The sequence below is a fragment of the Aliiroseovarius zhejiangensis genome (assembly GCF_014656375.1).
In the GTDB taxonomy this organism is placed as follows: domain Bacteria; phylum Pseudomonadota; class Alphaproteobacteria; order Rhodobacterales; family Rhodobacteraceae; genus Aliiroseovarius; species Aliiroseovarius zhejiangensis.
Window position 1 is genome coordinate 78,052 of sequence record NZ_BNCH01000009.1, and the last position, 23,860, is coordinate 101,911.

Consider the following 23,860-nt stretch of genomic DNA (forward strand, 5'->3'; position numbering starts at 1 on the left):
CCTGCCAAACTGGCTTGAAAACAGATGGCGCGGAAGCTGATCGACCGCGTCACGAAAACAAAAGATCAACAGAGGAGAAAAGAATGAAACACACAGCAAAAAGACTTGCGTCGTTTCTGGCCGGCGTTGCCTTCGCCACGGCGGCCATCGCCGAAACGGAACTGACAGTCTATACTGCCGTCGAGGCCGAGGATCTGGCCCGCTACGCGGAAACCTTCAACCAGAGCCATCCGGACATCAAGATCAACTGGGTGCGCGATTCCACCGGGATCATCACGGCAAAGCTGCTGGCCGAACGTGACAACCCGCAGGCCGACGTGATCTGGGGTCTGGCAGCCACGTCGCTTCTGCTGCTGAAATCAGAAGGCATGCTTGAACCCTATGCCCCCGCCGGGGTCGAAAACCTGGACCCGAAATTCGTGGACGGGGACACTCCGCCGGCATGGGTCGGTATGGATGCCTGGGTGGCCGCAGTTTGCTACAACACGGTCGAAGCTGAAAAACTCGGTCTGACCCCGCCGACGTCGTGGAAGGACCTGACTGACCCGATGTATGCCGGTCACGTGATCATGCCAAACCCCAATTCCTCCGGCACTGGGTTCCTTGACGTGTCCAGCTGGCTGCAACTGTTCGGTGAAGAAGGCGGTTGGGAATACATGGACGCGCTGCACGAAAACATCGCGCGCTATACCCATTCCGGGTCGAAGCCGTGCAAGCTGGCCGCATCGGGGGAAATTCCGATCGGCATCTCGTTTGCCTTCCGGGGTGCAAAGTCGAAAGCCGACGGTGCGCCGCTGGAAATCATCGTGCCATCCGAAGGGGTCGGCTGGGACATGGAAGCCACGGCGATTGTCGCGGGCACGGCCAATCTTGAAGCCGCGCAGACCCTTGTTGACTTCACCGTCACCAAGGAAGCTAACGAGATGTACAACACCGGCTATGCGGTTGTCGCCTATCCAGGCATCGCCAAGCCGGTCGAGCACTTCCCCGAGGGGCTGCTGGATGCAATGATCGAAAACGACTTCGAGTTCGCGGCAAATAACCGGGCCGCCATTCTGGAAGAATGGCAGCGCCGCTATGACGGCAAGTCCGAACCCAAGTCCTGAGCCAATCAAGCAGGGGGCGCAACCCGCCCCCTGCTGTCCCACACACCCCTTCCGGAACTGAGATTTTCCCGGCCGCGCCCGGTTTGAACAGGCCGTGAGCCGACGGAACATGTAAGGAAAAGCCCGTGATTCAAGACACCGCTATCGGTCAGAAAACCTATCTCAGCATCGACAAGCTGTGGAAAGCCTTCGGCAGCTTTCTTGCGCTGAAAGACATCTCGCTGGACATCAACGATGGTGAGTTCGTCTGCTTCCTTGGCCCGTCTGGCTGCGGCAAGACCACCTTGCTCAGGGCGATTGCGGGTCTTGATCTGCAAACCAAGGGGACGGTGATGCAGGATGGTCGGGATGTGTCGAACCTGCCGCCGTCCGAGCGGGATTTCGGCATCGTGTTTCAGTCCTATGCGCTGTTTCCCAACCTGACGATTGAAAAGAACATTGCTTTTGGGCTTGAAAACACGGGCCGCAGCAAATCCGAAATCGCCGTGCGTGTCAGCGAGTTGCTGGATCTGGTTGGCCTGCCGGACCAAGGTTCGAAATACCCCGCGCAACTGTCCGGCGGCCAACAGCAGCGGATCGCACTGGCCCGCGCGATTGCCACCAAGCCCGGCCTGCTGCTTCTGGATGAACCGCTTTCGGCGCTGGACGCCAAAGTGCGCGTACATCTGCGTCACGAGATCAAGGAGCTTCAGCGCAAGCTGGGGGTGACCACCGTGATGGTGACGCATGATCAGGAAGAGGCCCTGGCGATGGCCGACCGGATCGTTGTGATGAACCATGGTGTGATCGAACAGGTCGGCTCACCCACCGAGGTTTATCGCGAACCGGCAAATCTGTTTGTCGCCGATTTCATCGGCGAGATGAATCAGATTGAATCCATGGTGGCCAAGGGCGGACGTCTCAGCGTCGGGGAAAAAACCTTTGCCTGCCATCCGCACCCGTTCCCTGACGGCACCGCCGTCATCGCCGCCATTCGCCCCGAGGACATCATCCCGCACGAAGATGGCTATACATCAGAGGATCCGAACCGGAACTGCATCGACGTTCTGCTGAACGAGATGGAGTTCCTGGGATCGTTCTGGCGTTGCCGTCTGCAGAATGAAAGGTTCGGCCAGTCCGAATTGATTGCCGACTTTTCGATCAACGCGGTCCGCCGGTTGGGATTGGGAGAAGGCCGCAAGATGGTTATCGAACTGCCAACCGACCGCCTGATGGCCTTTGACCGCCCGGAGGCAATCTGATGGCCGACGTCACCGACTATGCGAACCTGCCGGACGGCCCGGTCGTAAAAGGCAAGCTCAGCCGCGATGATATCATGATGCGCGGCGGGATGCTGGTGATTGCCCTCTACCTTGTCGTCACCCTTGCCTTTCCGCTGTATGCGATGCTGTCGAAATCCTTTTCGACCTTCCGCTTCGACCTGTCGCAATATGAGTTTCAGGTCAGCGACGAAAACGGCGTGTTCGATGGCACGGTGTTGAATGGCGCTGAGCTGAATGCGCAAACCGGTGTGATTGACGAGGCTGAACTGAGCACCGGATCGGATGGCCGCATCGGCGTAACTGGGTTTTTCCCGGATTTCAGTTTCCGCAGTCCGGTCATGTACCAGATCCGGAACACAAGCGATCAGGGTCGCTTTCTGGTCGGCTCCACGCTGCAGGACGGCACCGATTGGGTGACGCTGGACAGCAACACCTTCCGCCGGGTGCAGTTGCGGCCGGTGAAATCGACCGGGTTCGACAATTTCGTCAACTATTTCTCAACGCCTGCGCTGTTCAACTCGATCAAGAACTCGCTTTGGATCGCGGTGGTCAGCACCATCGTGACCGTGACACTGGCGTTCTGGTTCGCCTATGCGCTGAGCCGCAGTTGTATGCGTTTCAAGGGCGTGTTTCGACTGATCGCCATGGCGCCCATTCTTGTGCCGTCGCTGTTGCCCGGCATCGCGCTGGTCTATCTGTTCGGCAATCAGGGCATGATCAAAGAGCTTCTGTTTGGGGCCAGCATCTATGGCCCGATCGGGATCGTCATCGGGTCGATTTTCTTCACCTTCCCGCATGCGTTCATCATCATATCGACCGCGCTGGCGATTTCGGATGCACGGCTCTACGAAGCGGCGGCAAGCCTGCGCGCCACCCGCTGGCGCACCTTCTGGACCGTCACAATTCCCGGCGCGCGCTATGGCCTGATCTCGGCGGCGTTTGTGGTGTTCAACCTTGTCATCACCGATTTCGGCCTGCCGAAAGTCATTGGCGGTCAGTTCAACGTGTTGGCCGTGGACATCTATAAACAGGTGATCGGCCAGCAGAATTTCGAGATGGGCGCGGTGGTGTCCGTGGTGCTTGTGATCCCCGCGATTTTCGCCTTTGCCATCGACCGGTTGGTGCAGTCGAAACAGGTGGCGCTTCTTTCCGCCCGCTCCGTGCCTTATCAACCCCAACCCAACAAGCGCACTGACACATTGTCGTTCATCTATTGCACATTGGTGGGCCTGTTTATTGTTGGCATTCTGGCAGTCTGCCAATTCGCGGCATTGATCAAGTTCTGGCCCTATGACTTGAGCCTGAGCCTGAACAACTACCAGTTCGACAAGATGGATGGCGGCGGCTGGGGGTCTTACTACAATTCGATCAAACTGGGTCTGCTGACGGCAGTGTTCGGGACGGCCATCGTGTTCTTCGGCGCCTATCTGGTCGAAAAGACCAAGGGTTTCAAAACCGGCCGCGCGTTGTTCCAGATGTTTGCGATGCTGCCCATGGCCATTCCGGGAATGGTGCTGGGTCTGGCCTACATCTTCTTTTTCAACAACCCGTCCAACCCGTTGAATGCGATCTATGGCACCATGGCGATTTTGGTCATCTGTTCGGTGACACACTTCTATACGGTGTCGCACCTGACCGCGGTCACCGCGTTGAAACAGATGGATCGCGAGTTTGAATCGGTGTCGGCATCCTTGAAGCAACCCACGATGAAACTCTTCAGCCGGGTGACCGTGCCGGTGTGCCTGCCGTCGATCCTGGACATCTCGATCTATCTGTTCGTGAACGCGATGACGACGGTGTCAGCGGTGGTGTTCCTGTATTCGCCCAAGACATCGCTGGCGTCGATTGCGGTGCTGAACATGGATGACGCTGGGGATATTGCCCCTGCGGCAGCGATGGGAATGATGATCTTCTACACCAACGCGGCGGCGCGGATCATTCACCTGATTGTATCCAAGGGTGTGCTGATGCGCACGCAGGCGTGGCGGACACGCTGATCACCCGCTGAGAAGATCAAGAAGCGCCGGCCAGCCCCCCGGCGCTTTTTTCTTGCTGGGCATTTCGCGCGAACTCCATGAAGGCGCGGATCACTTTGACATCGCGCCGTTGCGCCAGATGCACCAAGGTCTCGCTCATCTCGATATCCGCGTCGACAAGCTGAATCTGCACCAGCCGGTCGTCATGCCCGTATTCGGCCAGCGAAACGAACCCGATCCCGGCGCCCGAAGCCACGACCTCGCGCACCGCTTCGCGCCCTTCGGCCACGATGGCGGGGGTCAGTGTCAGCCCCTTTTTCTTTGCGCGTTCTTCCAGCTTCTGGCGGGTCTTTGAGCCCTGTTCGCGAAAGATCAGCGGCAGGTCTGCCAGGTCTTGCAGGCTGAGCGACCGCCGTTTGGCCAGTGACGACCCGCGTGCGGCAAAGGCTGTGATCTTTGTGGTGCTAAGGTTCAGAGCTTCCATGTCGTTGCCGGGGGTCAGGCTGCCGACGATGCCGATCTCGGCGTTATAGGCGCGCAGGTCTTCCAGAATCTCCTCGGTGTTGCCCGTGCGCAATGTGACTGAGATATCGGGATATCGTTTGCGGAAATCGCCAAGGAAGTGGGTGATGTGATGGGCGCTGTCGGCGATGATGCGCAGCTCACCGTCAATCGCAGCACTGGTCGCGGACATGTAGTCTTCGATCTGCTGCTCGATCTCGAAATACTGCTTGGTGTAAAGGAAAAGTTGCGCGCCCTCCTCGGTCAGCCGCACACGCTTGCGTTCGCGGTGAAACAGAAGTGTGTCGTGATCCTGCTCCAGCTTTTTCACCTGTTCCGAGATGGCGGGCTGGGTCAGGTAAAGTGCTTCGGCGGCACGGGAAAAACCACCCAGAAGGGCGACATGGTGAAAGGCTTTTAACTGGCTGTGGCGCATGGGTTTTCCGGTTAGTCCATTGTATAAGAAGATCTTATGCTTTGATCGTTAATTGCAATTTCACATATAGGTCAAACTGCTGCAATGCTGTTCTTGCGTTCCCCTTTTCGGAGACAAGACATGACCGCCGCAAACCTCAAAATCGAACCGCCGCGTTTGGGCGAGCCGTACCTTCTGACCCCCGGTCCCTTGACCACGTCATATGCCGTGAAAGAGGCGATGCTGCGCGATTGGGGCAGCTGGGATGATGATTTCCGCGCCATGACCCGCGAGATGCGCCAGCGCCTTCTGGCGCTGTTGGGTGACGGCTCCGATGATTTCGACTGCGTACCGATGCAGGGCAGCGGAACGTTCTCGGTCGAGGCGATGCTGGCGTCGTTCATTCCACGCGATGGCAAGGCCTTGGTGCTGGCAAATGGTGCCTATGGGATGCGATCGGCGCAGACGTTGGAGTATCTTGGGCGTGATCATATCGTGCTGAACAAGGGTGATTACCTGCCGCCGCGTGGCGACGAGGTGGCGCAGATCCTGACCGACGATCCGGCGATCACCCATGTCGTTGCAATTCACTGCGAAACCAGTTCCGGCATCCTGAACCCGGTCGAAGAGATTTCCGAGGCTGTTTATGCCGCCGGGCGCAAGCTTCTGATCGACTCGATGTCTGCCTTTGGCGCGATTGATTTGAAGGTCGCGGATATCCGCTATGAAGCGATGGTATCCTCGGCCAACAAATGTATCGAAGGCGTGCCGGGCTTTGGTTTCATCATCGCGCGCAAGTCCGAGCTTGAAGCCGCAAAAGGCAACAGCCACTCGCTGAGCCTGGATGTCCATGCACAATGGGCGCATATGAACAAGACCGGGCAATGGCGGTTTACTCCACCCACCCATGTGGTTGCGGCCTTTCTTGAGGCGTTGCGCGGGCACGACGCCGAAGGCGGCGTTGCCGGGCGCGGCGGACGCTACACCTGTAACCGTGATGTCATGGTTGACGGTATGCGAGAGCTTGGGTTTGAAACCCTGCTGAAAGATCGCTGGCTGTCACCGATCATCGTCACGTTTTTCTGCCCGGCAGATGAAAACTTCGTCTTTGATCGCTTCTATGAGCTTATGAAAGACAAAGGTTTCATCATCTATCCCGGCAAACTGACCGTTGTGGACAGTTTCCGCGTGGGTTGCATCGGTCAGATGGACGAACACGTCATGCGGCAGGTCGTGACCGCCGCCAAAGAAACACTGGATGAGATGGGCGTTCAGAACGCGGCGCCCCCTGCCATCGCACTTGAAGAACGCGCCAAGCTGGCCGCCTGAATACGAAGGAAAGACCTAATGACCATTCAATCCCCCGTCGTTGCGAACGGGCGCGCCTATCCTGCTCCGAAAACCTGTGCGATTGCGATTTGCCTTGATGGGTGCGAGCCGGACTATCTGGACAAGGCCATTGCCGATGGGTTGATGCCGACCTTGAAACGGATGCGGGCCGAAGGCACGGACCGGCTGGCGCATTCGGTGATCCCGTCCTTCACCAACCCCAACAACCTGTCGATTGCCACCGGGCGCCCGCCGGTGGTGCACGGGATCTGCGGCAACTACCTTTATGAGCCGGAAACCGGGGAAGAGGTGATGATGAACGACGTGCGCTTCCTGCGCGCGCCGACGGTGTTCAAGGCATTTCATGACGCTGGTGCCCGCGTTGCCGTGGTGACGGCAAAGGACAAGCTGCGCGCGCTTCTGGGGGCAGGTCTGACGTTTGACGATGACCGCGCCAAGTGCTTTTCGGCCGAGAAATCCGACACCTCGACCCAGGCTGAACATGGTCAGGACGCCGCCAGCAAATGGCTGGGCATGGCGCAGCCCGAGGTTTATTCCGCCGAACTGTCCGAATTCGTCTTTGCCGCCGGCGTCAAGCTTTTGCGGGAATGGAAACCGGACGTGATGTATCTGACCACCACGGACTATGTGCAGCACAAATACGCCCCGGATCAGGCCGAGGCGAAAGCGTTTTACGAGATGTTCGACAAATACCTGACCGAAATGGACGCGATGGGTGCCGCCATCGTTGTGACCGCCGATCACGGTATGAAGCCCAAGCACCACGCGGATGGTTCGCCCTCGGTCGTCTATGTGCAGGACTTGCTGGATGAATGGCTGGGCGAGGCTGCGGCGCGTCTGATCCTGCCAATCACCGACCCTTACGTGGTGCACCACGGCGCGCTTGGCTCGTTTGCGACAGCTTACCTGCCCGATGGTGCCAATCAGGAAGACATCATCGCCAAGCTGCGCGCCACTGACGGGATCACCGATGTTCTGACCAACGCCGAAGCGGTTGCCCGCTTTGAATTGCCCGCCGACCGGATCGGTGACATCGTGTTGGTGTCGGGCGAGAACATCTGCATCGGCACGTCCGAGCACCGCCACGATCTGGCCGCGCTGAACGAACCCCTGCGCAGCCATGGCGGGTTGACCGAGCAAGAGGTGCCGTTCATCTGCAACCGCGTTCTGCCCCTGCCGGAACGCCCCGTGCTGCGCAATTTCGACGCGTTCTTCTATGCCACTCAGGCCGCGGCGCTTTGACATGAAGGATACCGTAATGAACAAGGACGACATCCGTCACGAAGGGATGCGCATCGGCGGTGAGGTCGTGTTCACCGACGATGTGGTCGAGGTGAAATACCCCTATACCGACGAGGTGATCGGCACCGTGCCTGCGGGCAAAGCCGAACATGCGCGCCGTGCGTTCGAGATTGCCGCGAATTACACACCCAAGCTGTCGCGCTATGAACGGTCGCAAATTCTGCAACGCGCAGGAGAGCTGATTGGTGAACGGCGCGAGTTTCTGGCCAAGTGGCTGGTGCTGGAGCTTGGCATCTGCCACCAGCACGCGATCTACGAAACCAAGCGTGCACAGGACGTGTACCAGTTCGCCGCCGCGCAGGCGTTGAATGACGATGGCGAAATTTTCTCGTGCGACCTGACCCACAACGGGAAAGAGCGCAAGATTTTCACCAAGCGCGAGCCGGTGCGGGCGATCAGCGCGATCACGCCGTTCAACCATCCGCTGAACATGGTCAGCCACAAGATCGCACCCTCCATTGCGACCAACAATTGCATGGTGTGCAAGCCCACAGAACTGACGCCGCTGACCGCAATCGCATTGGCGGATATCCTGTACGAAGCGGGCTTGCCGCCCGAGATGTTTCAGGTGGTCACAGGCTGGCCGCAGGACATCGGGGAAGAGATGATCGTCAATGACAATATCGACATCATCACCTTCACCGGTGGCGTGCCGGTGGGCAAGATGATCGCCGGGAAGGCGTCTTACAAGCGGCAAGCGTTGGAGCTTGGCGGCAACGATCCCCTGATCATCTGCAACGACCTGGATGACGCCGATCTGGACAAGGCTGCGACCATTGCGGTGGCGGGTGCGACCGGCAACTCCGGTCAGCGATGCACCGCGATCAAGCGTATTCTGGTTCAGGAAAGTGTCGCGGACAGGTTCGTTCCCCTGGTGCTTGAGAAGGCCAAGAAGATCAAGTTTGGTGATCCTCAGGACCCGGAAACGGAGCTGGGTTGCGTGATCCACGCGCAAGCTGCCGAATTGTTCGAAAAACGTGTGCTCATGGCCGAAAAAGACGGCGCCAAGATCCTGTATCACCCCGGACGAGACGGCGCGCTTCTGCCGCCGATTGTTGTGGACCACGTCCCCCATGACAGCGAATTGGTGATGGAAGAAACCTTCGGCCCGATCATCCCGATCGTGCGGGTGCCGGATGATGATGACGCGGTCATGGCGATCTCGAACGCGACCCAGTTCGGTCTGTCCTCGGGCGTCTGCACCAACGATCTGAACCGCGCGATTGCCTATATCAACGGGCTGGATGTGGGCACCTGCAACATCTGGGAACAGCCGGGATACCGGATCGAAACCTCGCCCTTCGGCGGTATCAAGGACAGTGGAAACGCCGTCAAGGAAGGCGTTACCGAAGCAATGAAGTTCTTTACCAACGTGAAAACCTATTCGCTCCCCTGGCCAAATTAGGATGCGCCACGTCCTGTTCCCCTCCCTGACTGCGAGGCCCGGTTGCCGGGTCTCGCCTTTTCCGTTCGAGGCGTCATGACCACCAAGATCGTTCACACCGAAGGCGAATCCAACACGTCAGAGGCGCGGCGGGCGTGGCTGAAAAAATCCATTGGCCCGAAATCCGAACCTCTGCTGAAACGCGACGCCGCTGCGTTCATGCATCAAAGCCTGTCCAGCCCCTGTGTTAGCACCATAGCCAAGGCAGACGGCATTTGGATCGAGGATATGGACGGGCGTAAGTACATGGATTTCCATGGAAACTCGGTCCATCATATCGGCTATGGCCACCCCAAATTGATCGCTGCAATCAAGGCCCAGTTGGACGACCTTCCCTTCGCCCCGCGTCGCTTCACCAACGATCCCGCTGTCGAACTGGCTGAGAAGTTGGCTGCGATCGCACCCGGTGATCTGGGCAAGGTGCTGTTCACCACCGGCGGCTCAGACGCGAACGAGGTTGCGTTGAAGATCGCCCGCGCGGCGACGGGTCGGTTCAAGACGATTTCGTTCTGGGATGCGTTTCACGGGGCCGGGATGGGGGCTGCCAGTGTGGGGGGCGAGGCGACGTTCCGCAGCCATATCGCGGGTCCGCTTCTGTCCGGCACCGAACATGTCGCACCCTTTGCCTGCTATCGCTGCCCTTATAATCACGAAAGCCCGGACACTTGTGGATTGGCCTGCGCCAAAATGGTCGAATATGTGCTGGAACGTGAAGGCGATGTGGCCGCCGTGATCGCCGAACCCATGCGTGCGGTGCCGTATGTTCCGCCCCCCGGTTTCTGGAAATCCGTGCGCGAGGCCTGCAATCGTCACGGCGCGCTTCTGATCATGGATGAAATCCCGACCGGACTGGGCAAGACCGGCAAAATGTTTGCGTTCGAGCATGACGAAATTATTCCTGACATCGTCACCATGGGAAAAGCGCTGGGTGGGGGTATCCTTCCCATTGCAGCCTGCGTGGCCCGGAAAGAGCTGGATGTCAGCGGCGATTTCGCCATCGGGCATTACACGCACGAGAAGAACCCGGTCACGTCCCGCGCCGCCCTGACCACCATTGAAATCATCGAAGAAGAGGGGTTGGTCGAACGCTCCGCCGAGCTTGGCACCCACGCGATGCAGGTGCTTGGGGATCGACTGCAAGATGTTCCAACGGTCGGAGACATTCGCGGTCGCGGCCTGATGTTCGGGGTCGAAATCGTCGAAGACCGCGCCCTTAAAACCCCCGGCAACGCGCGAGCCGAGCGGATCTACTACGCCTGTCTGGAGGCTGGGTTGAGCTACAAGATCAGTCAAGGCTGCGTGTTGACCCTGTCCCCGCCGCTGACCATCGCGCGTGACGATTTGGACCGTGCGCTAGACATCGTGGTGACGGCCATCAAAGACACGGTATGACCGCCCAGGTCGCTTCGATCGTCCTCTCAGCCGCGTTTCTGCACGCGCTGTGGAACGCGTTGGTGAAAGGGGCGGGGGATCGGGTGATCATGCTGGGCATGATAGCCTTGGGTCATGTGGCTTTTGCCCTGACCTTCATCGGTTTCGTGCCCGTCCCGGACCCGTCAGCATGGCCTTTCATGGTCGCATCCATCGCGATCCACTGGCTGTATTTCTACCTGCTGAACGTCGCATACCGGTTGGGCGACCTGAGCTTCATCTATCCCGTGGCGCGCGGTTTCGCGCCGGTTCTTGTCGCCCTTGGCGCGCAATTCTGGGTGGGTGAGTCGTTGCCCATTCAGGCATGGATCGGCGTCTTCAGTGTTTCGGCAGGGATCATGTTTCTGGCGCAGGGTGCGTTTGGAGCCACCATGTCCAGAAACGCACTGTTGGCCGCCTTGGCGATCGGTGCCACGGTCGTGGCCTATACACTGGTCGACGGGCTTGGCGTGCGAGCCTCGGGTCACGCGCTGCGCTATATCGGTTGGCTGTTCCTGTCGAAAATACTGATCGTACTGTTTCTGTTTCCCGGCCGGATGGACCGTCTGCGCGCGCAATCGCCGCGAACACTTCTGATCGGGTTCATGGGGGGTGTCGTGTCCGGCACTGCCTATGCGCTGGTCCTTTATGCCAAGACCATCGCGCCGCTTGGCATCGTGTCGGCGTTGCGGGAAACGTCGGTCATCTTCGCCGCCCTGATTGGTGTGATTTGGTTTGGCGAGGGCCCGCGGGCACGGCGGCTTTTGTCGGCCGTCGCCGTCGGGGCCGGGATCATTTGCATCGGATTGGGCCGCTGATCTGCGCCCTAATCGGTGAATGCCACACCTTTGACCTGAGCTCTCAAACGTGGGTCGTGGGATTTGACCAAGACATCGCGCCCCTCCAGCACCTCGAAACAGCGTTCCAGCGTTTCATCTTCCAATCGCTGCATCGCGTCCTCGGTATAGAAGGTCAGATGCGGAGACAGGATCACGTTCGGGTGGTCAAACAATTCACTCATCGGGTGGCCGGTGCGGGTCAGGGGTTCCTGACTGAACACGTCCAGCCCGGCGCCTGCGATCCAGCCTTCGCGGATCGCGCGGACAAGGGCCGACTCGTCCACAATCGCGCCGCGCGAGACATTGATCAGGAAGGCGGATGGCTTCATCGCCTGCAATTCCGCCTCGCCAATCATACCGCGCGTGTCGTCATTCAGGACCGCGTGGATGGTGACGAAATCGCTTTGCGCCATTAGGTCGTGCAGGTGTTCCACCTTGGTGACTCCCAGAGCGGCCATTTCCTCGGCGGATGTATGCGGGCTGTAGGCGATGACATTCGCGCGAAATCCCAGTCCGGCCATCCGCGCCATGCTGCGCCCGATCTTGCCCAGCCCGATGATGCCCACGGTCTTGCCCGCAATGTCTGATCCCAACCATGTCGGTTCAGGCCAGGCCCAACCCTCAGCCGTCATATGCGTGTTCAGCGCGGTCAGTTTCTTGGCCAGCGCGATCAAAAGGGCAAAGGCTCCTTCTGCCACTGTTTCTTCCGCATATTCCGGCACGTTGACCACAGGCACGCCTGCTTCAATGGCGGCGGGAATGTCGATGGCGTCAATCCCGACACCGTATTTGACGATGCCTTTCAGTCGGGGTGCGTTGTCAATCACTCGCCGGGTGATGGGGGTATAGCACATCAGGATCAGATCGGCTTCGTGTGTGGCATCAAGCAGATCCTCCTCGCTCACCCCGTCCGGCAGCAGCACCAGATCGTGTCCGGCAGACACCAGTGCGGCGTCGAGTTTCGGGGTCCGAAGTTCGCAATCCGTGCGCACGATTTTCATGGTGTGTCCGATCTGTGGGTGTCCGATGTGTTGCAAGCCTTGCCGAAACCTAGGTCCGATCCGTGTGGGATGCCAATGTTATCGTGTTGGCTTTGTCCGGGCGCAGGGGTGTTGCATCCTTCATGCGGTGGTCACACACTGTGCGGGAAACGCGCAAACCCTGAAAGGAAAACGTCATGTCATCCTGGCTTCCCTCGTTGATCACCGAAACACCGGAACAAGGCTATGAACTGGCCGTCAAGCTGTCGCGCGTTGCGGTCAAGATGACCCAACCCGATGATGATGCCCGCAGCCGGATGCGCCCAGAATACGCCGAGGACGCGGACGCGCTGATCGCGGTCAGCCAGGTGGTCGCCACCCATTTTGCCACCGTCGCGGCGGCCAACAGTTACTGGCGCTGATCGAAGCTCGCGGCCCGCAGACCCGCCGCCCGGTTCAGTGAAAATCCCGGCTGGGAAACAGACGCTTTGCCTGTTCGCGCGGGTGGCGGGCGCTGGGCGCGGTGCGGTTTGCGCGCGGTGCGTCATCGGTGTTGGGCTGGGTGATGCCAATGGCCTCGTCCAGCGGGTGGCCCAGTTCGGACAGCTTGTGTGACAGGTCGGTGATCTTCTGGGCAATCAGATGCACCACGATCCCTTCGCGTTGCAGATAACCTTCCACCCGCAACAGCCGCCCGCCCATCACGCTGCGCCGGAACTGCTCATAAACCTTCGGCCAGACCACCACATTGCTGACCCCCGTTTCATCTTCCAGCGTCAGGAAAATCACCCCTGATGCGGTGCCGGGGCGCTGGCGGGTGATCACCAGCCCGCAGACCGCATAGCGGCCAGGTGGCACCTTGTGCAGCGCGGCGTGGGGGGTCAGGCCGCCCATCGCGGGGCGCAGAAGCTCCATTGGATGGGCGCGCAGGGTCAGACGGGTCGAGACATAGTCTTCCACGACCTCTTCGCCCAGATGCATGACGGGCAAGGTCACGTCGGGTTCGCGGATGCCTTCGCCGTCGATCGGGTCGTTGAACAGCGGCAGAGGAGTCTGCCCCCGGATGGCCCGGACCTGCCACAGCGCCTCGCGCCGGGTCAGGCCCATATCGGCAAAGGCATCCGCCTCGGCCAGCCGTTCCAGCACCGAGGGGCGCAGCCCCGCCCGCAGCCACAGGCTTTCCGGGTCGCGATAGCCGTTGCCACGGGCGGCGGTGATCCAGGTTGCGTCCTCTTCCTTGAACCCTTTGATCTGGCGAAACCCAAGGCGCAGCGCCAGCGTGCCATCGGCGCGGTGTTCCAGCGTGTTGTCCCAGTGGCTGCTGTTGACGCAGATCGGGCGCAGTTCGACCTTATGTTCGCGGGCGTCGCGCACAATCTGGGCCGGGGCATAGAACCCCATCGGCTGCGCATTCAGCAGCGCGCAGGCAAACACCGCCGGGTGGTGGCATTTCAGCCAGGCCGAGACATAGGCCAGCATGGCAAAGGCCGCCGCGTGGCTTTCCGGGAACCCGTAATCGGCGAAGCCTTCGATCTGGGAAAAGCAGCGTTCGGCCACGTCAAGCGAATAGCCCTTGGCCTGCATCCCCGCGATGAACTTGTCGCGATGCGCCCCGATCGTGCCCATGCGCCGGAACGAGGCCAGCGAGCGGCGAAGCTGGTCGGCCTCTTCCGCCGTATAGCCTGCCCCGACCACCGAGATCTGCAAGGCCTGTTCCTGAAACAGCGGCACGCCAAGGGTGCGGCGCGTGACCTCTTCCAGTTCGGGGCCGAAGGGTTCGGGCTTTTCCAACCCCTGCCGCCGCCGGATATAGGGTTGCACCATCCCGCCCTGGATCGGGCCGGGGCGCACGATGGCAACCTCGATCACAAGGTCATAGAAGGTGCGGGGCTTCATACGGGGCAGGAAATTCATCTGCGCCCGGCTTTCCACCTGAAACACGCCGACCGCATCCGCCGCGCACAGCATGTCATAGGTGGCCGTGTCCTCTTGCGGGACGGTTGCGATGGTCAGCGGTTTGTGTTCGTGCCGCTCCAGCAGCTCGAACGCCTTGCGAATGCAACTGAGCATCCCAAGCCCAAGGATGTCGATCTTCAGGATCCCCAGCGCGTCGATGTCGTCTTTGTCCCATTCGATGATGGTGCGGTCCTCCATCGCCGCGTTTTCGATCGGGCACAGCGCATCAAGGCGGCCCTTGGTGATGACGAACCCGCCGACATGCTGGCTCAGGTGCCGGGGAAAGCCGATGACCTCGCCGATCAGGCGGATCGTCTGCATCAGGCGGCGGTCTTCGGGGTCAAGACCCAGTTCGCGCAGGCGGTCAAGATCGACACCGCCATTGCTCATCCCCCAGATTTGGCCCGACAGGCTGGCGGTCACGTCCTGGCTCAGCCCCATCACCTTGCCGACTTCGCGGATCGCGGCGCGGGACCGGAAATGGATCACCGTGGCGCACAGCCCGGCCCGTTCGCGGCCATATTTCTCATAGATGTGCTGAATGACCTCTTCGCGGCGTTCATGTTCGAAATCCACGTCGATATCCGGCGGCTCGCCGCGATGTTTCGACACGAAGCGTTCGAACACCATGGCGATCTGGTCGGGGCTGACATCGGTGATGCCCAGCAGATAGCACAGGACCGAATTGGCCGCCGAGCCGCGCCCCTGACACAGAATGCCCTGTGATCGGGCAAATTGCACGATGTCATGCACGGTCAGGAAATAGGCGGCGAACCCCAGGGTGTCGACCACGGCCAGCTCTTTTTGCATGAGCCGCACGGCCTTGTCCGGGGGACCGTCGGGATAGCGCCGCGTCAGCCCGTCTTGCGCCAGCTGCTCCAGCCGGGCCTGCGGGGCTTCCGCGCCGCCGATCTCGTCCGGGTATTCATAAGACAGCTCGCCCAGGTCGAAGCTGCACCTGTCGGCGATCTCCAGTGTGCGGCGCAATGCGCCCGGATGGTTGCGAAAAAGCCGCGCCATGTCAGCCTGCCCTTTCAGCCGCCGTTCGGCGTTGGGCAGGGCCCGCGTGCCGATCTTGTCGATGGTGATATGTTCACGCATGCAGGTCAGCACATCGGCCAGTTGCCGGCGGCTGGCCTGATGCATCAGCACATCGCCCACCGCCACCATCGGCGCCGAGGTTTTCTGGGCCAGCCGCGCACAGGCATCCAGATAGGCCTGATCGCTGCCGTCATAGCGGGGGGCGGCGCCCAGAAAGACATGATTGGGAAACTGCCGCCGCATTCTTTGGATGTCGCGCGCGGCGGTCTTCAGCCCCGCCTGTGGCAGGGCGATCAGGATCATGCCCCGGCACCCGTTCAGCATATCCTGCAAATCCAGATGGCACTGGCCCTTTTCGGCGCGGCGCTTGCCCAGGGTCAGCAGCCGGGTCAGCCGTTCATAGGCGGCCCGGTCACGGGGCAGTGCCACCCAGTCCGTCGTGCTGTCGCGCAGGACCAGACGGCAGCCGACGATCAGTTTCGGCAAATGCGGCGTGTCGGGTTTGACGATGGGTTGGGGATCGCCGATTTCCTGCCGCGAACACGAATCGATCCGGTGCTGCGACCGGATGTCGACCGCCTGTTCGGCCTCGCGCCGAAGCTGTTTCAGGGCGCTCCAGGCCCGCACCACACCGGCCAGCGAATTGCGGTCGGTGATCGCGATGGCGGCCAGCCCCAGCCCTGCGGCCCGCGTGATCAGCTCTTCCGGGTGCGATGCTCCGGTCAGGAAGGTGAAATTCGTGGTGACGCACAGCTCGGCATAGCCCAGCCGGTCGGTATATGGGATCGGGGGGGCGGTCATGCGAATTCCCCCTGCACGAACCACCCCGGAGCCTGCGGGGTGAAGAACAGCCACAAACGCCGCCCCTGCGTGGTCTCGACCCGCCAGTAATCGCGCAGGCCGGACCGCCAGTTGTCATCCTCAAGCCACCATTCGGGGGCGATGCGTTCCGGCCCCGCCGCGCGGCCTGTGGTCAGCGACATGCGGCGCCAGCGGAACCGGGCTGGCGGCTGCGGCCCCGTTCCTGCAATCGGTTCCGGCGGAAACAGGCAGAGCGGGCGTGGACGCGGGCGGCTCCACCCCCGTTCGGGATCGGAATAGGCGGCGGGGGCGATGATGAAGCTGCGTTCGGGAATATGGCTGTCGGCGGGCAGGAACCGGTGGATGTTCTCAAGCCCGATCCGGGTGCCAAGCCGGGACACCAGATCGTCAAGCTGATCCTTGTCGCGGTGGGCGGCATGGCTGATCTGTTGCACCGGCAGGGGGTCGACCTGTGTGGCTTCAAGCCGCAACTGGTCGATGCCGAAGCCTGCCTCTACCTCGGCCAGACCGCGTTCAAACAGCGGCAGGATGCGGTGCGGATCACGCAGAGGGCGGGCCAGCCGCAATTCGACCTGCTGATGATCCTGATCCAACCGGCGCAGGGTCACGCAAAGCTGTCGCGCGCCGACCTCGTGCGTTTTCATCTTGCCGCAAAGCTGGTCCAGCAGGCGGCGGGTGCCTTCCATCACGTCCGCCAGAAGGCCGATGGGCTCGGGCAAGGTCATGCGCACGCCGTAATGTGGTGGGTCGGGCAGGGGTGAGATGTCTTCGGGCTGGGCACCCAGCGCCTGATCCAGCCGCATCAGCAGGCCGGGGCCGAAGCGGCGGGCCAGCGGCGCCCGCCTGGCCGCAGCAAGATCACCGATAGAGCGGATCCCCAACCGTTGCAGCGCGACCGAGGTGTCATCGTCAAGCCGCAGCGCCGCCACCGGCAGCTTTGCCAGCGCCGTCAGCGCCTCGCCGATCGGGGCCACGCCCTCGCCGTGTCGCGCCAGTGCCCAGGCCGCGCCGCGCGTGTCGGCCAGCCCCGCCTGCACCGTGAATCCGGCCCGGGTCAGCCGGTCGCGCAGATCTGCCATAAGGGCGTCCTCGCCGCCCAGCAGATGCGCCGATCCGGTGATGTTCAGAACCAGCCCGTCGTCCCCCTCCAGCCCGACCCAGGGGCAGTAACGCGTGGCCCAGCGGCGCAGGATGTGCAGAAACCGCCGATCGCCGTCGGGTGTCGCAGGGCGGCTGTGCAACCCGGGGCAGAACGCGCGTGCATCCGCGTAAGACATGCCGCGATGCAGCCCGCTTTGCTCGGCTTCGCGGTTCAGGCAGTAAAGCCGGTTTGCGTTGCTGTGCTTGAAGGTCAGGGCAAAGGGGCCATCCACCGGGCGCAGCCTGAGAGCCCGGTCACTTGCCAGCCGGGGGAACCATAATGACACGACGCGACGTGGCATCCCATCGAACATCCCAGACTCCCAATGTTCCTGATTTGTTCTTAATAAGTTCCCAACGCTGAAGAGTCGAGTCCACCGGGTCGAAAACGGGTGTGCATTTCCATCGCGTTTCGGCGGCGTTGCTGCCCATGCCGTCCGGGATGACGGCCAGCCCGGTGGCTTTTCCTTCCTTGGCGGCCAGTTGCAGGCGCCGTCCTTCGGTCAGCCCGAAAGGCTTGCCAATCTCCATCACCACAAGGGGGGCAGCGCCGGATCGCAGCGCCTCTTCCGCGGTGGCCAGAACGTCGATCTGGTCTTTGGTGTTGCAGATCAGAAGGTCCGCGGGGTCGATAAAATCCAACAGCCCAACGGGATGCAACAGGTCCGGTTTCCACCCTTCGCGCACCCACAGGACGGGGCCACCAAGGCGGGTGGCCAACGCCAGCGCGAACACGAGCGCCCCGGCCCCGCAAACTTCGTGCGTTCGGGACGGCTTTGGGGGGAAGAAAGGAACGGTCTGATGCGTCATGTGTCCGCGGGCAGGGTTGTGAACGGGGCAAGGGCCGACCCGACGAGGCAGGGCCAGCCAATCTGAATGTCCCGATTATGCGGCGGATGCAAGATGACGCAAGGGCCGTGTTCAACGAATGTTCAGGGTGCGTCTTGCCCCGTGCGATCAACCCGGCGAAGGGTTGCAAGCGTGGCCAGCGGGCCAGCGATTTCGAAAAACACCGTGGCGGATATGGTCAGCGTCATGATGGTCGCCGCCCAGTCCGGGAAGGTTTCGGCGGCAACCAGCGCCATGCCGACGGCCACCCCCGCCTGCGGCAGAAGGGCAGGGCCATAGGCATGCATCTGCGCGCGCGGCACCCCGCCGATCCGTGCCCCGATGGCCCCGCTGACAAGCCGGGCGGCGATGCGCAGGCCGACATAGGCCAGGCTGATCCAGCCAAGCGCCCACACGGCGTCCAGTTCAAGCGATGCGCCCGCAAGCAGGAAGAACAGCAGCATGAAGGGCCATTCGATATACTCGATCTCGTGAAAGGCGTGTTCGTGGTGGCGTGCAAGATTTGCGATCATCGCACCTGCGGCCATCCCGGCCACCAGGAACGAGACCTCAAGCCAGATCGCAAGCCCGGCGGTCAGCAGCACGACGCCGATGGCCTCGGTCTGAAGTGGTTCGCCCTGTTTCAGCCGCCCGGTCAGAAGGGCGGCGGGGATACCGATGCCAAGACCCAGCAAGATACCGCCACCGATGTCGCGCCCGGCGCCCAGAAGCGGCGCGGCCCAGCCGCCGGTTTGATCGACGAGGGCAAGGCAAAGACTGAACATCAGAAGCCCCCACACATCGTCTATGGCCACGATACCGGCAAGGGTTTCGGTAAACCCGTTGCGCAGGCCCGACTGGCGGATGACGTCCGAAATGGCGGCCGGGTCGGTCGCCGTCGCAATCGCCCCAAGCAGCAGGGCAAGTTCGGGGCTGACCCCGAAAAGGGTCAGGCCGCCCCAGACGATCGCGGTCGTGCCAAGGACGATGCTCAGCGAGATGGCCGAGATCGCCCGGCCATGGCGCGCCAGATTATCGCGTGTCAGCTCTCCACCCAGCAAGAAAGCGACCATGGTCAGGGCGACGACCGAGATCGGATCAAACAGGTCGGTGACCGATGCTGGCAGAAGGTCCAGACAGGAAGGCCCGACCAGAAGCCCCAGCAGCAACAGCATGGTGACCCGTGGCAACCGGGTCAGGTGGCCGATCTTATCCGCCAGCAGACTGCCAAGAAAAAGCACCCCAAGCGTGATCAAGAGCAGCGCCTGATCCATGTCGGACAGTTCCCGGGTCTAATGGTGCCGACAGCCCGGCGAACCGGGCTGCCCGGGCGATTACCTCAGCAGGTTGAGGCTTTGCATGTCCACACCCAGCGGACCGCTCAGATCCTCGATCGAATCATAAAGCAGCTCAAGGATATAGGGCGGGTTGTGGGCATAGTTGCCCGGATCGGATATGACCAGCTTCCAGTTATAGGCGGCGCGCAGGCTGCGCGGGGTCCAGGCGTTGTATGCCACCGCCTTGCCGTCGCTTTCGTCGATCACGCCATCGCCATTGGCATCTGCGAAGAAATAGGGATAGCGCGTCCCGTCATAGACCATCGGCACTTTCGCCACGTCCTTGGCATAGGCTTTCACCTGATCCAGCAGAAGCGCGGCGTTGGTCTGGATGTCGGCGCGAATGCCCACCGATATATCTCCGGTGCCCGAATAGCTTTGCCGCGAAATGCGGATGTCCTGCATGCTGTCGGCCTGGTGGCAGGTCAGGCAGGGTTTGAAGTCGATTTCCAGCGTATGCGGCTCGTGGCAGGAATTGCAGGTCGACACCGGGCGGGCATGGAAGAACCGGCCCGAATAGGAGCGCCCGTCATAATGATAGCCCGCAGCCCCGTATCCCCCAAGCCATGTTGCGGCCGCAGTGGCATAGTGCGGGTTCACGAAGCGCAATTCGGGGTTGGGCGTGTCCAGATCCATATCGGCGATCGCGGTGCTGACATTGACCCCTGCGGTGCGACCCTGGTGACAGGTCATGCAGGATGCCTCGACCCCTTGCACCGGGTGCATCAGGCCGCTTGGGAACTTCACCTCGGTCACCTCGGCCAGCCCCGCGTTGTGGCATGTGCCACAATCCACCACACCGCCGGTGTTGATCGGGCTGTCGATCACGCCGGGTTCACTGCCATCAAGCCCGTGGAATGCTCGGAACCCTTCGCCCGAATGGCAGGCGGCGCAGGCGGGTTTGATTTCTTCGTCTTCGTCCCAATGGCGAAACGCCTCGGCCGCCGCATCGGCATGGGCCGAGCGGAACCAGTTGGTGATCGCTTCATTATTGTCGATCTTGATATCCGCCGCATCAAACGGTCCCGATTTCGGCAGGGCAAAGGGGATCGTGGCGGCGTCTTCGGTGGGCGCGTCATCCGCGTCCTGGCTCAGAACGGCCTGACCACCTGCGAGAAGAGAGAGGACCGCAACAATGGCGGATAGGCTGAAGATGACAGGTGATTTGGGCTTCATGGCTGTTTCCTCTCTGCAATCAAAGTGTAACTGTTTTCAACTATCACAAGTATGTTATCAACGCATTGATGTATGTCAGCCCCCCGGGCACGGTCTTTCGATATCGAGCGTTTGACACAGGAAAGAAGTGGAGAGAGGACATGAATGTTCTCGGGTTCGGTCCCGGCCTGACACCTGCGTTTCCGTCGCCGCCTGTCAGCGCGCAGGAGCCGTCCGAGGTGATCACGCAAGAGGCGGGGATACGGACACCGGCGGGCCGATCGCTGCGCATCACCCCGTTGGTGGGCGAAGGCGATCTGGTTGCGCAGGGTGCGCCGGTGGCCTGTTTGCGTGACGCTCCGCAAGTGCAGCTGGTCGCGCCGATGCCCGGACGTGTTGCGCGGATATCGCTTCAACCGGGTCGCAAGCTGTCGGAAATCGTGCTGTTTCGCGAAGAAGGTGGTGACGTGATGCAGCATGACGTGGCCGATACGTCGACGCGGGTAGGTCTTCGCAAGCTCATGCAGGCGGCTGGGGTCTGGCCCTGGCTGCAACGGCGACCTTTTGGCGGAATGCCCCCGGCTGATGAGAACCCTGCGGCCATCGTCGTGATGGCGATGGACACCCGCCCCTTCGCCCCCGATCCACGCCAGGCGTTGGCGGGCCGCGAGGCGGCGTTCTCACGCGGTCTGCAGGCGCTCGCCACCATGAGCGAGGGGCCGGTTTTCATGTGTCAGACCGATGGCGCGCCACTGGTCGGCCCCGATCTTGCCAGTGACAATCTGCACATCGTCAAGGCGGCCCCCCGCCATCCGCAAGGGGCCGCCGGATTTCAGGTGCACGCGCTGGCCCCGGCCACGATCGAAACCTCGGTCTGGGACATCCACGCCGAGGATGTAGCCGCTTTGGGAGAGTTGCTGGACACCGGCATCCTGCCGATGACGCGTCTTGTACGCCTTGCGGGCGAGGGGTTGCGCGAAAGCCTGTCGATCCGCACCCAACCGGGTGCCGATCTGCGCGAACTGACATTGCGCATTGCCAATCCCGGCGCGCATCGCCTGATTTCGGGGTCGCCTCTGGATGGCCATGAGGCGCATTGGCTTGGCCCCCGCCACCGGCAGGTGACGGTCCTGCCGCGCCCACCAAAGGGCAAGCCGCCGCATTGGTTTGTCTCGGCGTTGACACGTTCGGGCCTGCCCCGACCGGTGATCCCCACGGCGGCTTTGACCCAGGCGTTTGGCGCGGCTTTGCCTGCGGTGGCGCTGGTGCGCGCGCTCAGTTCCGGGGATGACGAGATGGCGATGAAACTTGGCGCCCTGTCCCTGCTTGAGGATGACATCGCGCTGGTCGACTACGTGCTGGGCGGAGAGGCGCATCTGGCCGTGTTGTTGCGCGGCATGCTGGATCGGGTTCAGGCGGAATTTGCACCATGATGAAAGGGTTGTGGGATCGCGAGACCGTCGCGCTGATGCTTCTGGCGGCCTATATGCCGCTGGCACTGTTCTGGATCTGGTTCGGTGGGGGTGCGGCGCTGGCTACGCTCTGGATTGCAGTGCTGTGTCTTGCCTTCTGGAACTTCGTATTCCTGCTAGCCCGTGCCCAGCCCCCGTCCGTAGCCGCAGTGGTCACGGCGCTGGCCATTGCCATGCTGGCCCCCGAAGGACTTGGCGCGCTTCGACTGGTGCTTGGGATCAGTTTCGGCGTCGTGATGGGCGAGCTTGTCTTTGGCGGCTGGGGGCGCAACGTGGTGAACCCGGCAACCGTCACGCTGTCCTTCCTTGGGTTCGGCTTTCCGGGCTACGGGTGGCCGGGCTTCGATGACCCGGTGGTCTGGGCGGCTTTTCCTGCGGCTCTGATCGGGGTGGCAACCGGCATCATGCCCGCTGCCGTGTTGGGTGGGGCGTTGCTGGTCGCGGGTGCGGCGCTGGTGCTGGGTGCCCCGGTCGCAGAGGTCGCGCCGGCAGCCTGGATCGTGCTGGTGCTTCTGGTCGTCGATCCGGTGACAAGCGCAAGCACATCCCTTGGCCGCTGGTTGAACGGCGGCGCATATGCGGGCCTTGTCGTGTTCTTTGCCACAGGCTGGAGCGGCGCAGCCCCGGTTCAAATGGCCATCGCAGCGGCGTTGTTGACCTCGCTTGCAACGCCGCTCTTGGATGAAATCGCGATCACCTTGTGGATCGCCAAACGCAGGAGGCGGCATGGCCGAAACTGACTGGAACCCCTGGCGCCGCCTGCTGGCGTTGCCGAATGAAAGCCGTGCCAAGACCATCATCGTGGCCTTTCTGGTGTCGGCGGTCTGTGCGGTGCTGGTCAGTGGCGCCACCGTGATCCTGCGCCCCATCCAGACCGCAAACCGTGCCGCCGAAGAGCAGGCCCGGATCAGCGATCTTGTGCGCGGTATCCCGGGCATGTCCACGTTGCTGGACGCCTCGGGTGGCACGCTGTCAACGGTGGTGATCGACCTTGGCACGGGCCGTGCGGCGCAGGGCGTGACGGCTGAAACGCTTCAGGTTGCCCTTGCCGATCAGGCCAACTGGACACCGCTGAGCGCGGGGCAGGATATCGCCGGTCTGGCCCAGCGACCGAACTATGCGCAGATCTTCCTGCTGCGTGAAGGCGACGAGATTTCGCTGGTGTTGCTGCCGGTGACGGGGCAGGGCTATGGCGGTCGGTTCGACGCGATGCTGGCGCTGCATGGCGACATGAACACGATTGCCGGAATCGCCATCACTCAACATGCCGAAACCCCCGGCCTGGGGGGCCGGATCGAAGACCCGTCGTGGCAGGAAAGTTTCCCCGGCACCCTGGTCCGTGATGACAGCGGCGAGGTGCGGTTCAAGGTGGCCCGTGGCGATGCCACCACCGAATACGAGGTGGATGGCATCACCGGCGCCACACGCACCGGAACCGGGTTCACGCGCATGATGCAGTTCTGGCTGGGGCCGGATGGCTATGGCCCCTTGCTGGACGCCATCGCGCGCGGGGGGTTCTGAGCC

The 23,860-nt window shown here is 61.7% G+C and carries 19 protein-coding genes; 12 read left to right on the plus strand and 7 right to left on the minus strand.

What is annotated here, in order from left to right; all coding sequences use genetic code 11:
• Positions 1-83: 83 nt before the first annotated feature.
• From IE188_RS15420 to IE188_RS15430, 3 genes are all read left to right on the plus strand, one after another.
• On the plus strand, positions 84-1,106 hold the full coding sequence (locus IE188_RS15420) for a putative 2-aminoethylphosphonate ABC transporter substrate-binding protein (protein WP_191287414.1): 1,023 nt from the start codon (positions 84-86) through the stop codon (positions 1,104-1,106).
• A gap of 125 nt (positions 1,107-1,231) precedes the next feature.
• Positions 1,232-2,347, plus strand: coding sequence for a putative 2-aminoethylphosphonate ABC transporter ATP-binding protein (locus tag IE188_RS15425; protein ID WP_229836921.1), 1,116 nt, complete (start codon positions 1,232-1,234; stop codon positions 2,345-2,347).
• A complete protein-coding gene (locus IE188_RS15430) occupies positions 2,347-4,365 on the plus strand; it encodes a putative 2-aminoethylphosphonate ABC transporter permease subunit (RefSeq protein ID WP_191287415.1) in 2,019 nt (672 codons plus the stop codon). The genes IE188_RS15425 and IE188_RS15430 overlap by 1 nt, the downstream gene beginning before the upstream one ends.
• 16 nt (positions 4,366-4,381) lie before the next feature.
• Here IE188_RS15430 and IE188_RS15435 read toward each other — a convergent pair whose 3' ends face one another.
• On the minus strand, positions 4,382-5,281 hold the full coding sequence (locus IE188_RS15435) for a LysR substrate-binding domain-containing protein (protein ID WP_191287416.1): 900 nt from the start codon (positions 5,279-5,281) through the stop codon (positions 4,382-4,384).
• Positions 5,282-5,401: 120 nt separating this feature from the next.
• On the opposite strand from IE188_RS15435, the gene IE188_RS15440 reads away from it, so the two are divergent.
• The 5 genes from IE188_RS15440 (at position 5,402) to IE188_RS15460 (ending at position 11,584) form a co-directional block, all read left to right on the plus strand.
• A complete protein-coding gene (locus IE188_RS15440; RefSeq protein WP_191287417.1) occupies positions 5,402-6,589 on the plus strand; it encodes a 2-aminoethylphosphonate--pyruvate transaminase in 1,188 nt (395 codons plus the stop codon).
• 18 nt (positions 6,590-6,607) lie between these two features.
• Positions 6,608-7,852, plus strand: a complete 1,245-nt coding sequence (phnA, locus tag IE188_RS15445; RefSeq protein WP_191287418.1) for a phosphonoacetate hydrolase — start codon at positions 6,608-6,610, stop codon at positions 7,850-7,852.
• Positions 7,853-7,868: 16 nt separating this feature from the next.
• The gene (gene phnY / locus IE188_RS15450) at positions 7,869-9,317 is read left to right on the plus strand and encodes a phosphonoacetaldehyde dehydrogenase (RefSeq protein WP_191287419.1); all 1,449 of its coding nucleotides are present in this window, start codon (positions 7,869-7,871) and stop codon (positions 9,315-9,317) included.
• A 75-nt stretch (positions 9,318-9,392) separates the two neighbouring features.
• Positions 9,393-10,748, plus strand: coding sequence for a (R)-1-hydroxy-2-aminoethylphosphonate ammonia-lyase (pbfA, locus tag IE188_RS15455; RefSeq protein WP_191287420.1), 1,356 nt, complete (start codon positions 9,393-9,395; stop codon positions 10,746-10,748).
• Positions 10,745-11,584: a DMT family transporter gene (locus tag IE188_RS15460; protein ID WP_191287421.1), complete on the plus strand. Its 840-nt coding sequence runs from the start codon at positions 10,745-10,747 to the stop codon at positions 11,582-11,584. Before pbfA ends, IE188_RS15460 begins: the two co-directional genes overlap by 4 nt.
• 8 nt (positions 11,585-11,592) lie before the next feature.
• On the opposite strand, the gene IE188_RS15465 is transcribed toward IE188_RS15460, so the two are convergent.
• Complete coding sequence (locus tag IE188_RS15465; protein WP_191287422.1) at positions 11,593-12,606, minus strand: C-terminal binding protein; 1,014 nt, start codon at positions 12,604-12,606, stop codon at positions 11,593-11,595.
• A 176-nt stretch (positions 12,607-12,782) separates the two neighbouring features.
• On the opposite strand from IE188_RS15465, the gene IE188_RS15470 reads away from it, so the two are divergent.
• On the plus strand, positions 12,783-13,007 hold the full coding sequence (locus tag IE188_RS15470; RefSeq protein WP_191287423.1) for a hexameric tyrosine-coordinated heme protein: 225 nt from the start codon (positions 12,783-12,785) through the stop codon (positions 13,005-13,007).
• Between the two features lie 34 nt (positions 13,008-13,041).
• Here the strand turns inward: IE188_RS15470 and IE188_RS15475 are convergent, their stop codons facing one another.
• The 5 genes from IE188_RS15475 to IE188_RS15495 form a co-directional block, all read right to left on the minus strand.
• Positions 13,042-16,383 carry an error-prone DNA polymerase gene (locus IE188_RS15475; RefSeq protein WP_191287424.1) on the minus strand — a complete coding sequence of 1,114 codons (3,342 nt, stop codon included), beginning with the start codon at positions 16,381-16,383 and terminating at the stop codon, positions 13,042-13,044.
• Positions 16,380-17,858 (minus strand): Y-family DNA polymerase, encoded by a 1,479-nt coding sequence (locus IE188_RS15480; protein ID WP_191287425.1) that lies wholly within the window; start codon positions 17,856-17,858, stop codon positions 16,380-16,382. Before IE188_RS15480 ends, IE188_RS15475 begins: the two co-directional genes overlap by 4 nt.
• Entirely contained in the window at positions 17,800-18,354 is a 555-nt protein-coding gene (locus IE188_RS15485; RefSeq protein WP_191287426.1) for an ImuA family protein, read from the minus strand. The genes IE188_RS15480 and IE188_RS15485 overlap by 59 nt, the downstream gene beginning before the upstream one ends.
• Before the next feature lie 122 nt (positions 18,355-18,476).
• Positions 18,477-19,646 (minus strand): cation:proton antiporter, encoded by a 1,170-nt coding sequence (locus IE188_RS15490; RefSeq protein ID WP_191287427.1) that lies wholly within the window; start codon positions 19,644-19,646, stop codon positions 18,477-18,479.
• Between the two features lie 60 nt (positions 19,647-19,706).
• On the minus strand, positions 19,707-20,885 hold the full coding sequence (locus IE188_RS15495) for a cytochrome c3 family protein (protein WP_191287428.1): 1,179 nt from the start codon (positions 20,883-20,885) through the stop codon (positions 19,707-19,709).
• A gap of 140 nt (positions 20,886-21,025) precedes the next feature.
• Between IE188_RS15495 and IE188_RS15500 the strand changes: the two genes are divergently transcribed.
• Genes IE188_RS15500 through nqrC form a run of 3 tightly spaced genes read left to right on the plus strand, consistent with a single transcriptional unit; the run spans position 21,026 to position 23,857 of the window.
• Entirely contained in the window at positions 21,026-22,297 is a 1,272-nt protein-coding gene (locus IE188_RS15500; protein WP_191287429.1) for a Na(+)-translocating NADH-quinone reductase subunit A, read from the plus strand.
• Positions 22,294-23,076: an RnfABCDGE type electron transport complex subunit D gene (locus tag IE188_RS15505; protein ID WP_191287430.1), complete on the plus strand. Its 783-nt coding sequence runs from the start codon at positions 22,294-22,296 to the stop codon at positions 23,074-23,076. Before IE188_RS15500 ends, IE188_RS15505 begins: the two co-directional genes overlap by 4 nt.
• Complete coding sequence (nqrC, locus tag IE188_RS15510; RefSeq protein ID WP_191287431.1) at positions 23,063-23,857, plus strand: NADH:ubiquinone reductase (Na(+)-transporting) subunit C; 795 nt, start codon at positions 23,063-23,065, stop codon at positions 23,855-23,857. Before IE188_RS15505 ends, nqrC begins: the two co-directional genes overlap by 14 nt.
• The last annotated feature ends 3 nt before the right edge of the window (positions 23,858-23,860 follow it).